Source organism: Priestia sp. ABM2_011, from assembly GCF_056158845.1.
The window spans coordinates 3153720-3166458 of record NZ_JBSWUB010000001.1 but is presented as its reverse complement, the minus strand read 5'-3'; the positions used below and the strand labels follow the sequence as shown (position 1 = coordinate 3166458).

The window sequence follows — 12739 nt, the reverse complement described above, 5'->3', positions numbered from 1 at the left end:
GGAATCTCCTTCAATCAAAATATTTTTGTTACAGCCTCTTTATATTAAAAAGTTTGGGCAAGTTTTTTTGCTTCAGCTATTCCTTTTTCTTTAATTTCTTGGGCTTTATCTGGCATTGCATTATGCCCTTCCACAAAAATGCCGTCTAACGAAGGTACTCCGAAGAAATTCATCATAATTCCAATATAGCGATGCCCCATTTCCATATCAGCTGCAGGACCTTCAGAATAAATGCCTCCGCGTGCTTGAATATGAAGCGCTTTTTTATCTGTTAATAGTCCAACCGGACCTTCGGCCGTGTATTTAAATGACTTACCCGCTACGGCTACAGAGTCTAAATAAGCTTTCATAACCGGTGGAAACGAAAAGTTCCACATAGGCGTTACAAAAACATATTTGTCCGCTCCTACAAACTGTTCGCTCAATTCTGCAAGGCGATTGACCTTTTCCTGTTCATGAGAAGAGAGTTCCGAGCCAGACTGAAGTTTGCCCCAGCCGCTAAATACATCTGCATCAATATGAGGGATATTTTCTTTATAAAGGTCAATATGTACAACTTCGTCACTTGAATTGTGCTCTTTGTAAGCATCGATAAATGCTTTTCCAGTTGCCATACTGAATGATTGAGACTCATCGTGAGGATGAGCTGTAATATAAAGTACTTTTGCCACGTTTTATCATCTCTTTCTTGTTTAAAATAATGTACTGTCTTATCGTTATCACTCCCATAAAAAACTATACGCGCTTTGTCAGGTAAGCTAAAAAAGAGCGTAAGAAAGGGACGTCTATATAGAAAATAATGGTATAATGAATGTTTGAATATTTACATAACAAGTATGTGTAACAGAAAGTAGATAAGAGGTGTAGAGATGAAAGAAAAATGGGTAATCGTCACGGGTGCAGGTGCTGGAATTGGCAAAGAAATTGTAAAAGAGTGTGTGTTGAAGTGCTATTCAGTTATTGCTTGTGATAGTAATGAAGGAGCTTTGAAACAGCTAGCTGAAGATACGAAAGGCCATATTGAAACGTATGTAATAGATGTTAAAGAAGGGAAGGGCGTAAGAAATCTTTTCTATCAAATAAAAGATAAAAATTTATATGGATTAGTTAATAATGCAGGCGTGTATTTAGGGAAAAATTTATTGGATTATGAAGAAAAGGAAATAGATTTTGTGATGGACATTAATATTAAAGGATATATTTATTTCTCCAAATACTTTGGCGAATTATTAATGGAAAAGGAAACAGAAGGAGCAATTATTAATATATCGTCCGTATCAGGAATGGAAGGAAGCTCCGATGCTATATATGGAATGTCTAAAGCAGCGATATTAGGATTAACCAAAAGCTGTGCAATGAATTTTTCTCCTTATATCCGTGTGAATGCCGTAGCACCTACAATGGTAAATACCGATATGATGAAAAATATTCCAGAGTGGCGCAAAAATGAATACATCGATCATCAGCTGATTCCAAGCTTTGTTACGACTCAAGACGTGGCAGATACCGTTCTTTTTTTACTGAGTCCTCAAGCAAAACATTATACAGGAGCTACCTTTGATTTAAATAGCGGATGTTATTTACGATAAATTATCTTTTAAACGAGTAATCGAGGCTGGACAAAAATATTTTAGTTAAGGATAAATTCGAATAATCAATCGGTATTATTGACTGACCATTCGGATTTTTTACTGTTATTATAAACGTTGGTTTCACCGCTTCTAGCTGTTGATTGGAGGGCAAGGTAGAAGACTCCTGCGGGAAAAGCGGAACAGATGAGACCCCACAGGCGCGTAAGCGACGAGGAGGCTCATCGGCCGGCCGCGGAAAGCGAAGTCTTGCACGGAAATCAACAGAGGTGTCAAGAGCAATCCATATGAGTTTATTAATCCAATTTGCTCGTCTTTAGATTGGGTTAATTCCGTTATGTCCCATCCTCCTTTTTGTTTTCTTAAGAATTCTTAAGAAATTTACTTAACGTTTCTTTAGATTTTTTTTCTATTCTAGAAAGAAAGAGTAGAAAGAAGGAATAGAAAATGAATTTAGCTTTTATGTATCAATATTTTCACCAGCCGCGAACGGTAGGAGCGCTTTTGCCAAGTTCTACGCACTTAGCGAAAAAAATGGTGAAAGGGATTGATTTTGAACATGCAGCCTGTATAGTAGAGTACGGGCCAGGAACCGGAATTTTTACCCGTGAATTGATAAGAAGACGAAGCGCTTGTACAACTTTGCTTCTTATCGAATACAATCGGCATTTTTACGAAAAAGTAAAAGAACAAGTAAGAGATGAAAAAAATGTGTATGTGATACACGGCTCGGCTGAAAATGTTCAAAAGTACTTGATCCAGTATGATATTTCAAAAGTGGATTACGTACTATCAGGTCTTCCTTTTGCTTCTTTAGCGTCTGAAGTGTCAGACGGTATTTTACAAAACACGCGAAGTGTGTTAGCTAATGAAGGGAAATTTATTACGTTTCAGTATACAAATTTAAAAAAAGAGTTAATTCGCACGTTTTTTCCGCATATTAAAGTCGAAAAAGAGTGGAGAAACGTTCCTCCCGCATACATTTTTACATGCGAAAAGAATGGGATATAAGGAGTTTGTAAATGAAAGACAGAATTTTAATTATAGATGATGATGAGCAAATTCGTAATTTAATTGCTATTTACTTAGAAAATGAAGGATTTGAAGCGCTGAAAGTTTCTAATGCTGTATCTGGCTTAGCGCTTTTAGAGGAACAAGAAGTAGATTTAATTATATTAGATATTATGATGCCGCAGATGAATGGAATCGACGCTGCTTTTAAAATACGTGAAGAAAAAAATATGCCCATTATTATGCTTTCGGCTAAGTCAGAAGATATGGACAAAATTTCTGGTCTAACAGCAGGAGCAGATGATTACTTAACAAAACCATTTAACCCACTCGAACTCATCGCACGAGTGAAATCACAAATTAGACGCTATAAAAAATACAATGAACGCGCTGAGCGTGACGTTATTCAAATTGGCGATTTGGAAATTAACCGCAGTACTCGCCTTGTCTTTGTGCGCGGTCAAGAGATTCGTTTAACACCAAAAGAGTTTGATATTTTAGAGCTGCTGGCACGCAACAAAGGAACGGTAATGAGCATGGGGAAAATATATGAAGCCGTGTGGCAAGCAGACGCGTTTAAATCGGACAGTACCGTAATGGTTCATATCACAAAGATTCGTGAAAAAATTGAGGATGATCCGAAAAAGCCTATTTATATTAAAACCATATGGGGCGTAGGATACAGGATATGAGAAAATTAAGTGTAAAGCTTCTTTTCGCTGTGATTATAAGCTTTTTGGTCACCAATTTAACTTTTATTTTAATTGCTAGGCTTGTTTTAAGCAGGTATATACAAGAAGAGAAAATGAATGTTTCTGCATATAATCTATTGGCGTTTGGGCTTATTTCTATGGCGGTTGTGGTCTTTATTTTTGTTTTTTTAGTACTTATTCGTTCCCATATTCGTTACCTGAAAGAAATTTCCGAGCAGGTTCAAAAAATATCAAATGGAGATTTAGGCGCAACCATCCATGTGCGAGGAAAAGATGAACTGGCTGAATTGAGTCAAAATATTAACAAAATGTCTGCACAGCTTCGTACAAAGTTTGATCGGGAACGAGAAATCGAACAAGCAAAAAATGAGCTAATATCCAGCGTGTCTCACGATTTGCGTACGCCCTTAACGTCCATTGTGGGATACCTCGATTTAATCAAAAAAAGAGAAAATATGGACGATGAAACATTAGATAGCTATTTATATATTGTTGATTCAAAAGCAAATTATTTAACGGATTTAATAGACGAGTTGTTTGACTATACAAAATTAACGAGTCCGGATTTTCAGCTTCAGCGAAATGAAGTGGATATGAAACGTTTGCTTCAGCAGGTAATAGGAGAGTACGAGCCGATGTTAAAAAGAGAAGGCATTGACGTTCAGACTAACTTTGCTTGTGAATGGCATGCATTTATTGATGTAGAAAAAATGGTAAGAGTCTTTCAAAACTTGCTCGAAAATGCCAAGAAGTACAGCAAAAAGCCTTCCATATTAGAGGTGAATCAGGAAATTGATGAGGATTCGTTGGTAATTTCCTTTAGGAACAGCATTAACATCAGTGAAAAAATTGAGGTGGAAAAGTTATTTGATCGATTTTATCGAGGTGATGAATCAAGAACGGACGCAAATGGTTCAGGTTTAGGACTGGCTATTGCAAAACAAATCATTCAGCTGCATCAAGGGAAGATACGAGCAGAGCGTCAGCATAATAAGCTCACTTTTTTGATAAAGCTGCCGTTAACACAAGAAAGCCTTAAGAATCACTTGTAAAGATTCTTAAGGCTTTTTGCGACTGTTTTGATGCCGTATTCAAATTCTGCAAGAGTTGCATAAGAAAAGGATATTCTGATATGCTGTGACGTTTCATGATCATACAATGCGCCTGGATTTAACAGAACTCCTTCGTGGAGACAGTGCTTAAATAATTTCCGCATCGAAACAGGCTTATGCAGCGTCAGCCAAAAATAAAAACCTCCGCTCGGAGTATTCCACGTAGCAAGCCTTTTTAAATGCTTCTCTAAAATAGCCTGCGTTTGCTGAGATTTTTCTTTTAATTTATAGCGTACGCTGGCAACGTGCTTGTCATAAATTCCGGTTTTTAGAGCTTCAGCAGCTGCCCATTGAGATAAGGAACTGGCTCCGTAATCAACTTGCATTTTAAGGTCGGCCAATCGCTCAATTACATGTTCAGGCCCAACGATCCATCCAATTCGAAATCCTGGACTGAATGTTTTAGAGAACGTTCCTAAATAAAGAACCATTCCATTTTTATCTCGAGCTTTTAATGAAAGCGGAGGCGGTGAATGAAACCAAAGCTCTCCGTACGCATCATCTTCAATAATAGGTAAATGCATTCTTTCACACTGGTGAAGCAGCTCTTGACGCCTTTGTTCGCTCATCGTCACATTGGTGGGGTTATGAAAGTTTGGTATCGTATATAAAACTGTGCCTTTTTCTTTTTCGTGCTGGTCTTTTAATGAAGATAAATGAATTCCTTCTTTGTCTAACGAAATGCCCATTAGTTTCATTTTTGCGGACTGAAACAATGGTAGAGAATACAGATAAGAAGGCTTTTCAGCTAAAATATTGGCACCTGGAGGCAGAAGGCCTATTGAAATTAATTGAAGCGCTTGAAGTGAACCAGATACAATTAAAATGGACGACGGAGACGTTTCAATTCCCCGTTCTTTTAAATTCTTGGCTAACTCTTGTCGCAGTTCATAGTTGCCTTTTGGAGGCTCGTAGCCCAAGTGTACGCTTCTATGTTTCATTCCGCCAAATAGCTCCGAAAGCTGATGGGAAGGAAGCAGGTCAGGTGCTAACTCTCCAGTACCTAAACGAATAATGCCCGGTTGAAATTCAGCTTCATTAATACGGCGGATAATCGGAGAATTTGGTTGGTAGATTCCTGCTTCTACATACGAATTCCAGTTCATCTGAGAACCTGATGCGAGTAAGCTCCACGTATTATTGATGACCTTGGTGCCACCACCTTTGTTTCCACTGAGAAGTCCTTCAGCAATTAAGTTTTCGGTTGCCGTCACCACCGTGCTTCTATTTACAGAAAAGCTAGCAGCTAAATGGCGCTGCGAAGGAATTTTCGTTCCAATAGGCCACTCTCCATTTGTAATTTTCTCTTTCATATACTCTTGAATTTGTTTGTGCATTGGCTTTTTATCAGCCGGATCTGGAATCCAATTCATGTGATACCACCTTTTTGTAATTTGGTTGGTATTATAAATCAAAACTTGGATGGAGACAACAGGGTACGTCAATTGTAGGATAAAAGAGAAAGGAGAGAGTAATATGTTTACAGTGGTTATGCATGCTTTATTGTTAGCATTCGGTTTGATTTTACCTTTAGGAGTACAAAATGTGTTTGTTTTTAACCAAGGAGCAAATCAACGAACGATCAAACAGGCGCTTCCCGTAGTCGTAACGGCTTCTGTCTGTGATACGATTTTAATTCTAGTAGCAGTGCTGGGAGTTTCAGCAGTAGCCGCTGCTTTTTCATTTTTTCAAGCGCTTATTTTTGGAATAGGTTTTCTTTTTTTAGCGTATATGGGCTTTGTGACGTGGAAGAGCGAACCTTCAAAAACGTCAGTAAAGGAAGGGATGACGGTGAAAGCACAAATTTTATTTGCTGCTTCTGTATCTCTGCTAAATCCTCACGCGCTGATGGATATTATGGGCGTAATCGGAACAAATTCTCTGCTATACAGTGGAAAAGAAAAATGGATTTTTACGCTCGTTACGATATGCGTTTCATGGATATGGTTTTTATCCTTAGCTTTTGCCGGAAAAGCGGTAGGGAAAATGGATTCGAATGGGAAAATAATGATTTGGGTCAATAAGTTTTCTGCATGTATGATTTGGGGAGTAGCTCTTTACATGGCAAAAAGTATGTTTTTTCAGTAAAATAGACGCTAAAAGAAAAGTTATATAATAGAAAGAAGTACTTTTTTCTAGAAAGCGAGGGGTAAAGATGATTCAAGGAATTAATCATATATGCTTTTCTGTGTCAAATTTAGAACGGTCCATCACATTTTATCAAAAAGTGTTAGGGGCGGAACTTTTAGTAGAAGGAAAGTCCACCGCTTACTTTAGTCTAAATGGAACGTGGCTCGCGTTAAACGAAGAAAAAGATATTCCTAGATCAGAAATTCAGTATTCGTATACTCATTTAGCATTTTCTATTTCCATTGAAAGTTTTGACCAAGCAAAAGAGCTGTTAAAACAGCATAATGTAAATATCTTACCTGGAAGAAATCGTGACGAGAGAGACAAAAAATCTATTTATTTTACGGATCCTGACGGTCATAAATTTGAATTTCATACTGGTACGCTCCAAGACCGTTTAGCCTATTACCAAGAAGAAAAGCCTCATATGACATTTTATTCGCCAAAAGAGTAATACTAAAATAGTTATATAAGGTTACAGTTTTATTACATTCGCATTCCTCGCTCAGTTATCATTAAATAAACGATACTGTTGTGATATAATGGAAAAAAAGTGAGGAGGAGGAAGAATGTATACCGCAAAACAGGTGAAGTTTGGTTCGCATATTGTGATAGGCGTACTTTTCGGCATCCTAGCTGCAATGTTAATCGGCACTTTTTATCAAAATGTACCAGGTGTATTACCGTACGGGATGATTAGTGGACTTGCAGTAGGACTCATAGCAGATACATATTATACAATTAAAACAAAAATAAAGGTTATTTAATATAGTGTAGTACTATTCTCAGGAGAAATAAAAGATTCCTTTTGAAAATAGTACTATTTTTATGAAAAAAATGGTTAATTTATATTTTAAAAAACAAGTAAACCCGCTAAAAAGATTACAAATTTATTATTTTAAATCAGAAATAGGGGGTGAAATATCAAATTAACTCTAAGTATAGAATTATATGTTAAAGTAAATAACCGTTTTCTAAACAGTGAAACGGTTTTTACTTTTTTTCTAATTAGTTTCGTTGCGCGTCAGATAAAAGGTCTAATAATTAAGCAATTGTTCGTAAAACTGAGGATAAGAGATTTTTTAAAGCTGCTACTAACAGATAAAATACTGTTGCTTTTAATGGTTTATCTATAGAAAACTTGATAATTTTTCTAAAATCGTTCTTTTGGAGTACATAATATATGCTATCATTGTTTGGTGAAAAAACTACATACCAAAAAAAGGAGAAAAAATGAAGAATTTAAGAAAAATCGGCCTAGGACTTGTAGCATCTTTGCTATCTATTAGTTTAGTAGCTTGTGGATCAACGAAAGAAGAACAAAAACAAGGATTGCTAAGCAAGAGCAGAAACAAATGGGGAAAGAGCAGAAAAAACTCGAACAAAAACTCTCTAAATTAGAGAGTGAGTATGAAGAATATACAAAAGAAAAAGGATATATGGAATCTGATGATTATCTTGTTTTTGAAGCAGACTTTAACATACTAGCAAAGTCAATTGAAAGCAAGAATATTCTTCAGGGCGATGATGGTGAACTAGACAAACATGTAAAAGACTTAAAAACTGAGATAGACCATTTAAGTAATGATCAAGCAATAAAAGCTCAGAAGCGTTATGGTTCGGCAGTAGATGTGTACGAGGCTGCAATTGGTACTCATATGCATATTGTGTTAACTAAAGCGGATATTACTCAGCACTTTAATGCGGTGAACACTATTGAGTTAGACAAAGATTTTAATGCAGATAGCTACGATTATGAAAAAATTGATGCAGACGCAACTGAGGCTATTAAGTCTATACAAGGAATGCCTATGAAAAGAATAAAGCTTATTAAGGAAGAGTTGGAGAAATATAAAGCTAGCTTTAGTACTGAAGAATATAATCAATTGAATTCCGCAGTCACTAGCGTAACTTCGTCATTAAATAAACAAGTTGAAATGCTAGAAGTTCTACAAAAAGAAAGTGGTAAGGATAAATCAACTTTAGAAGAAAACACAAAAGCTGCTGAAACACAATTTTTAGATGCTAAAGAAAAAGTGTCTGCATTTGAATCTAAATATGATATCCAAATGTAAAATATATGCTTTAAATACAATTGTTTATTAAAATAAAAAGCCGTTTCTTAACCAAAGAAACGGCTTTTTATTATTTCTCTCTATTGATCTTTGGTGTACGTAAGAAGAGAGAGAGTAATAACGCAATTAGAGTCAATAGCGTCGCAAATAAGAATACATCGTTACTGCCATAGCTATAGTCGAAGTTGTTATTGCTTTAGCGAGGTGTTCCGTAGTTTGTTGCGTCATAATTGTAACAAGTATAGCAGTACCAATTGAACCTGCAACTTGACGAATTGTATTATTTAAAGCTGTACCGTGAGAAATTAAATGTTGAGGTAATTGGTTGATGCATTCAGTCACAATCGGCATCATAATTAATACACCTGGCAATAATAGTAAATCTGATTGAAGCGGCGTAAAGCCTCGAATGCTTTATAGATAGATTGGCAGCGGTTTTGAAATTATTTAGGATGAAACATAAAAAATTATAATAAGATTTGTTGAAAATCAACTTGGGAATTATTGATGTAATTTTCTGAAACTTTTATTAGTGCTATAACGTATAGTAAGTATAGGGAATGTTAATTTAAATTCCTTTTTGCGGAAAAACGTTTAACATAAAGTCGAATCATCTGTTAGTTCTGTTTTGTTTAAAAGAATGTGGAGGGGATAGTTATTAAAAAACTTGCCATTTTACTTGTTGGAGGGCTTTTATCCTGCGGAGGATATATGCTGTATTACGCGACGCTAGGTGAACTAAAGAAGAAAGAGGGGATATTGAAATGACAATGTGGCTATGGGCAGGCGGATGTATAGTGTTTTTGTTAGCAATGGGTTACATTGCAGATCGTGTAGCAATAAGGAGAAACATTGAATTTAGTCCGGAGGATGGAATTAAAAATGCTACAGATGCAGAACAAATATATGTGGAGAGCTATTTGAATGAAACAAAAAATACGAATAATAATATACCGCTTTAATAGAAATTATAAATAAAAGGCTTATCCGCTGCTACTTGCATTAGGGATAAGCCTTTTTGTTTTATACTTAGTTCCAAACTTCGTCTAAAGTATCTCTAAACAATTGATCTAATTCATATGTAGGGTCATCTAATTCTACAGATAAAGTTCTGACGTATTTGTCTAAACGGCCAATTTCTAAGTTTAAAAATTCATTAATAACATTGATGCGTGGTTCTAAATCTAACTCATCACCACTAATTTTACGCTTTAACAGCTTACTAACCTCTTCTTTTAATTCTCCTTCTGGTAACAGTTTCTCTAAGAGAATAGGGAATTCTAGTGGAGGAAATTCATTATATTGTTCAACCCACTTAGCAGCTAACACGGGTCTTAAAACGTAAAAATATTTTTTGATTTTTACTTCGTCACCTTGTAAATACTCTCTAAAGTTATTTCTAGCCATATTTAAATAGTGGTATATACAAGAAGTAGGAGTAAAGATGTTAGAATGTAGTTTTTTCATTTTATCAAATGTTGAATACGCCTTGTAATATACAATGTTTGATTGCATCCATTCTAGTAAAGGTGGGTTTGATTTTCTAAAAAGTTTTAATGTCTTGGTTAAGTCCCAGCCGCTAACATCTAATAGGTCATTAATAGGTAGCTCTATTACATCTCGCTTTTTACCTACACCGATTGGGTCAATGCTTAAATATTTATTTTTCTTATGAATATAAATAAATCTAACATCATAATCGCTATCTTTAGATGGAAAGTCCCACGCTCTACTTCCAGATTCACAAGCGTATAATACCTTTACGTCGTAATCTTCTTCAATTTTCTTTAAAGCTGCAACAATTGTTTCTCTCATAACCCAACCTCATTTTCTTTTAATGCTTTCTATATACAAAAGCTATTACTATTTCTCCTATTATATTTCATAATGTATGGAAAATGGTAAATAAATAAAAAAAGCTTCCTTTAAGCCTCTAAAAATCTACGAAAATATAGAGAGTGAAAAACTATATCACTCAAAAAGCACTATATCCAATCCCTTTCTGCGGTAACAGGTTAGAAGCGTATACAGTTCTGCACGGTGATGGTATAAATGAGACTGAATTTCAAGCAGCCACTCAAAACATGTATACGTGCATCCCCAATAGGACGTTTGCAATGAAAAAAGCTTTCGTTCGTCAAAAGAAGAGTAGGCCGCTTTTAGCTGATTGAAGCCATCTATTAAAGCTGTTTTGAGTTCAAGCTTTGTATAAGCTGGATGCTGCAGATAAAAGTCGTTCATTTTATCTGCAGAGTAGCCTGAGGAAATAGAATAGTCTGCACTACAAATGAGACATAAATGCTGCAGCAGCTCTTGAATAGACCGCTTGTGAGGGAGGGGACGATAAGCAAGCTCTTCTTCTGTAACCTCATCAATGATCGCGGTGAGAGACTGGACGTTGACGTGTATTTGATTAAACACCATCTCACAGTACGAATTCATGTATTCACATCCTTTTTATTCAACTAAATACTGCATTTTTTGATTCAGCCAGTACTCTGATTTTTCATTGTTATCGAGCTTGATATAGCAATCGATAATTTCATCATAAATGAATTCTTTTTCTTCTACTAAATCAATAAATTTAACGAGTAAAAATACGGCTTTCGAAACTTTTCCATTCTCACAAAGCCATTCTTTCATCCAGATTAATAGATCAAGAAGAATAATCTCTATTTTCACTCGGATATCAAGGAACCAGTCGTCATAAATCGTTGTTAAATAATGAGGAACTAATTGATGTAGGCGCTGTTCAGCTTCCTTGAATTTCAGCGACGGGTCAGACTGTTCGGTTATCCACTGAAGGTCAGTTAGTAAATCTAATCCATCGCTTGACACATCGGCATTTAAAGAAATGAGCTGCCTGTTAACAAGTAAAACCGGCTCTGAATTTTCTGCGTTCAATAACTTTTTTAAATGAGACAAGTAGACGCGTAAATTCTTTTTAGCATTGCTTAAAGGTATGTCAGGCCACAGTGCTTCGCATAGCTGTTCTCTGCTGATAGAATGATGAAAAATAAGATATAGTAAAATTTCTTGAGCAAAGCGCTTATTCCAGCCTTCTGTAATAAGCTGACCATTTACATAGACGGAAAAAGAGTATAAGAAATCTACTTTAAGGGAGGGTGTATGGGCATGAAAATCTTTTTGTATGTCTATAGCCGTATCACTTTCCCAGTTTTTAAGTATTTTCATAGAATCATTCTTTAAAGAAGGCAGCTGGCCTGTATTACTTTTAATAAAATCTATGACAATTTCTCTGAATAAAGCTGTTTTTTCTTTTACTAGAAATAGAGAATGTGCGTTAGGTATGGTCATATGACTGTAGTTTTTTAAAAACATCGTTTTTGAAATCAGATACTGAGATGAAAACAGCAAATCATGTTGGCCAGATAAAGTGAGTACAGGAAGTGAAATGCTGCTCAGATCTTGAAGTAGACTGGCTCTAATAGAAAGTTTAACGAAGCGGAAATATACATTAGGATCCATTTGTTTAAGTCTTTCAATTACCTCTTGTATGTTTGTACATTCCAGGCTTTCCAGTTTGCCTAATTCAAGGATTTTATCTACCGGTATTTGATTTTTGCTTTCTTCGTTGTAACATCTCTTAATCTTTTGAATGGTGCTATCTGAATAAAAAGGAAGAGACAGTAGTATCAGTCCTTCAATAAGAAATTCATAGCGGGCGGTAAATTTAACAGCGATTTGTCCTCCAAATCCCACTCCAACTAAGTAACACTTCTTTATATGTAACGTATGTAATAAGAGAAAAAGATCTTCAATATGAGCCTCAAACGATAATTCTCCTGTAGCAGAGGCGCTCTTTCCTGTCTCTCTCAAATCGTAATGAATAACACGGTAATGTTGGGTTAATTCCGCAGTAATATAATCAAAAAGCGTATGATCAGTGACACAAGAATGAACCATAACAACGGTTTCTGTCTTGTCAGTGAACACGGGCGAATGAACTTCATAGTAAATTTTTTCTGTCGCCGTATGCAGAAAAGGCATAAAAGCAATCCTCCTAGTGTCTAACTGTAGCGTTTGTGTAACGGTAAAATCATTATGATAGGAATAGACAAAAATTTCAAAAAAATTGGTGCTTTTTA

At 35.7% G+C, this 12739-nt stretch carries 15 protein-coding genes and 1 pseudogene; 10 read left to right on the top strand and 6 right to left on the bottom strand.

Annotation, left to right across the window (positions count from 1 at the left end; all coding sequences use genetic code 11):
- Positions 1 to 44: 44 nt before the first annotated feature.
- Positions 45 to 671, bottom strand: a complete 627-nt coding sequence (locus tag ACXAE4_RS17050; RefSeq protein ID WP_028413489.1) for an FMN-dependent NADH-azoreductase — start codon at positions 669 to 671, stop codon at positions 45 to 47.
- A gap of 198 nt (positions 672 to 869) precedes the next feature.
- On the opposite strand from ACXAE4_RS17050, the gene ACXAE4_RS17045 reads away from it, so the two are divergent.
- The 5 genes from ACXAE4_RS17045 (at position 870) to ACXAE4_RS17025 (ending at position 4365) form a co-directional block, all read left to right on the top strand.
- Positions 870 to 1589, top strand: coding sequence for an SDR family NAD(P)-dependent oxidoreductase (locus ACXAE4_RS17045; protein WP_028413488.1), 720 nt, complete (start codon positions 870 to 872; stop codon positions 1587 to 1589).
- Between the two features lie 143 nt (positions 1590 to 1732).
- Entirely contained in the window at positions 1733 to 1909 is a 177-nt protein-coding gene (locus tag ACXAE4_RS17040) for a hypothetical protein (RefSeq protein WP_223546567.1), read from the top strand.
- A 127-nt stretch (positions 1910 to 2036) separates the two neighbouring features.
- Complete coding sequence (locus tag ACXAE4_RS17035; protein ID WP_028413487.1) at positions 2037 to 2600, top strand: class I SAM-dependent methyltransferase; 564 nt, start codon at positions 2037 to 2039, stop codon at positions 2598 to 2600.
- 11 nt (positions 2601 to 2611) lie between these two features.
- The gene (locus ACXAE4_RS17030; RefSeq protein ID WP_028413486.1) at positions 2612 to 3292 is read left to right on the top strand and encodes a response regulator transcription factor; all 681 of its coding nucleotides are present in this window, start codon (positions 2612 to 2614) and stop codon (positions 3290 to 3292) included.
- A complete protein-coding gene (locus tag ACXAE4_RS17025) occupies positions 3289 to 4365 on the top strand; it encodes a HAMP domain-containing sensor histidine kinase (protein WP_221816750.1) in 1077 nt (358 codons plus the stop codon). Before ACXAE4_RS17030 ends, ACXAE4_RS17025 begins: the two co-directional genes overlap by 4 nt.
- On the opposite strand, the gene ACXAE4_RS17020 is transcribed toward ACXAE4_RS17025, so the two are convergent.
- Entirely contained in the window at positions 4356 to 5798 is a 1443-nt protein-coding gene (locus ACXAE4_RS17020; RefSeq protein ID WP_098999806.1) for an aminotransferase-like domain-containing protein, read from the bottom strand. The genes ACXAE4_RS17025 and ACXAE4_RS17020 overlap by 10 nt on opposite strands.
- Before the next feature lie 103 nt (positions 5799 to 5901).
- Here ACXAE4_RS17020 and ACXAE4_RS17015 point away from each other — a divergent pair, with 103 nt between their 5' ends.
- The 4 genes from ACXAE4_RS17015 (at position 5902) to ACXAE4_RS17000 (ending at position 8630) form a co-directional block, all read left to right on the top strand.
- Complete coding sequence (locus tag ACXAE4_RS17015) at positions 5902 to 6513, top strand: LysE/ArgO family amino acid transporter (protein ID WP_098112559.1); 612 nt, start codon at positions 5902 to 5904, stop codon at positions 6511 to 6513.
- A gap of 67 nt (positions 6514 to 6580) precedes the next feature.
- Positions 6581 to 7009, top strand: a complete 429-nt coding sequence (gene fosB, locus ACXAE4_RS17010; protein WP_098999807.1) for a FosB/FosD family fosfomycin resistance bacillithiol transferase — start codon at positions 6581 to 6583, stop codon at positions 7007 to 7009.
- A gap of 115 nt (positions 7010 to 7124) precedes the next feature.
- Positions 7125 to 7322 (top strand): hypothetical protein, encoded by a 198-nt coding sequence (locus ACXAE4_RS17005; protein WP_016763981.1) that lies wholly within the window; start codon positions 7125 to 7127, stop codon positions 7320 to 7322.
- A 588-nt stretch (positions 7323 to 7910) separates the two neighbouring features.
- Positions 7911 to 8630, top strand: coding sequence for a hypothetical protein (locus ACXAE4_RS17000; protein ID WP_475236458.1), 720 nt, complete (start codon positions 7911 to 7913; stop codon positions 8628 to 8630).
- Between the two features lie 198 nt (positions 8631 to 8828).
- Here ACXAE4_RS17000 and ACXAE4_RS16995 read toward each other — a convergent pair.
- Positions 8829 to 9062: pseudogene (locus ACXAE4_RS16995) on the bottom strand (hypothetical protein); the annotation flags it as partial.
- Between the two features lie 332 nt (positions 9063 to 9394).
- Here ACXAE4_RS16995 and ACXAE4_RS16990 point away from each other — a divergent pair.
- Positions 9395 to 9592 carry a hypothetical protein gene (locus tag ACXAE4_RS16990; RefSeq protein ID WP_045290429.1) on the top strand — a complete coding sequence of 66 codons (198 nt, stop codon included), beginning with the start codon at positions 9395 to 9397 and terminating at the stop codon, positions 9590 to 9592.
- 67 nt (positions 9593 to 9659) lie between these two features.
- On the opposite strand, the gene ACXAE4_RS16985 is transcribed toward ACXAE4_RS16990, so the two are convergent.
- The 3 genes from ACXAE4_RS16985 to ACXAE4_RS16975 all read right to left on the bottom strand — a co-directional run bounded on the left by ACXAE4_RS16985 (position 9660) and on the right by ACXAE4_RS16975 (position 12641).
- On the bottom strand, positions 9660 to 10445 hold the full coding sequence (locus ACXAE4_RS16985) for a nucleotidyltransferase domain-containing protein (protein ID WP_154991391.1): 786 nt from the start codon (positions 10443 to 10445) through the stop codon (positions 9660 to 9662).
- 156 nt (positions 10446 to 10601) lie between these two features.
- Positions 10602 to 11072, bottom strand: a complete 471-nt coding sequence (locus tag ACXAE4_RS16980) for a DinB family protein (protein ID WP_034265804.1) — start codon at positions 11070 to 11072, stop codon at positions 10602 to 10604.
- Positions 11073 to 11087: 15 nt separating this feature from the next.
- On the bottom strand, positions 11088 to 12641 hold the full coding sequence (locus tag ACXAE4_RS16975; RefSeq protein WP_155010172.1) for an alpha/beta hydrolase: 1554 nt from the start codon (positions 12639 to 12641) through the stop codon (positions 11088 to 11090).
- Positions 12642 to 12739: the final 98 nt, after the last annotated feature.

Excerpts from the sequence above, each read along its gene's own strand:
- ACXAE4_RS17025 (WP_221816750.1), top strand. The coding sequence starts at position 3,289 with ATGAGAAAATTAAGTGTAAAGCTTCTTTTCGCTGTGATTATAAGCTTT.
- ACXAE4_RS16975 (WP_155010172.1), bottom strand. The coding sequence starts at position 12,641 with ATGCCTTTTCTGCATACGGCGACAGAAAAAATTTACTATGAAGTTCAT.
- ACXAE4_RS17030 (WP_028413486.1), top strand. The coding sequence starts at position 2,612 with ATGAAAGACAGAATTTTAATTATAGATGATGATGAGCAAATTCGTAAT.
- ACXAE4_RS17015 (WP_098112559.1), top strand. The coding sequence starts at position 5,902 with ATGTTTACAGTGGTTATGCATGCTTTATTGTTAGCATTCGGTTTGATT.
- ACXAE4_RS17035 (WP_028413487.1), top strand. The coding sequence starts at position 2,037 with ATGAATTTAGCTTTTATGTATCAATATTTTCACCAGCCGCGAACGGTA.
- ACXAE4_RS17000 (WP_475236458.1), top strand. The coding sequence starts at position 7,911 with ATGGGGAAAGAGCAGAAAAAACTCGAACAAAAACTCTCTAAATTAGAG.
- ACXAE4_RS16990 (WP_045290429.1), top strand. The coding sequence starts at position 9,395 with ATGACAATGTGGCTATGGGCAGGCGGATGTATAGTGTTTTTGTTAGCA.
- ACXAE4_RS16985 (WP_154991391.1), bottom strand. The coding sequence starts at position 10,445 with ATGAGAGAAACAATTGTTGCAGCTTTAAAGAAAATTGAAGAAGATTAC.
- ACXAE4_RS17045 (WP_028413488.1), top strand. The coding sequence starts at position 870 with ATGAAAGAAAAATGGGTAATCGTCACGGGTGCAGGTGCTGGAATTGGC.
- fosB (WP_098999807.1), top strand. The coding sequence starts at position 6,581 with ATGATTCAAGGAATTAATCATATATGCTTTTCTGTGTCAAATTTAGAA.
- ACXAE4_RS17020 (WP_098999806.1), bottom strand. The coding sequence starts at position 5,798 with ATGAATTGGATTCCAGATCCGGCTGATAAAAAGCCAATGCACAAACAA.
- ACXAE4_RS17005 (WP_016763981.1), top strand. The coding sequence starts at position 7,125 with ATGTATACCGCAAAACAGGTGAAGTTTGGTTCGCATATTGTGATAGGC.
- ACXAE4_RS16980 (WP_034265804.1), bottom strand. The coding sequence starts at position 11,072 with ATGAATTCGTACTGTGAGATGGTGTTTAATCAAATACACGTCAACGTC.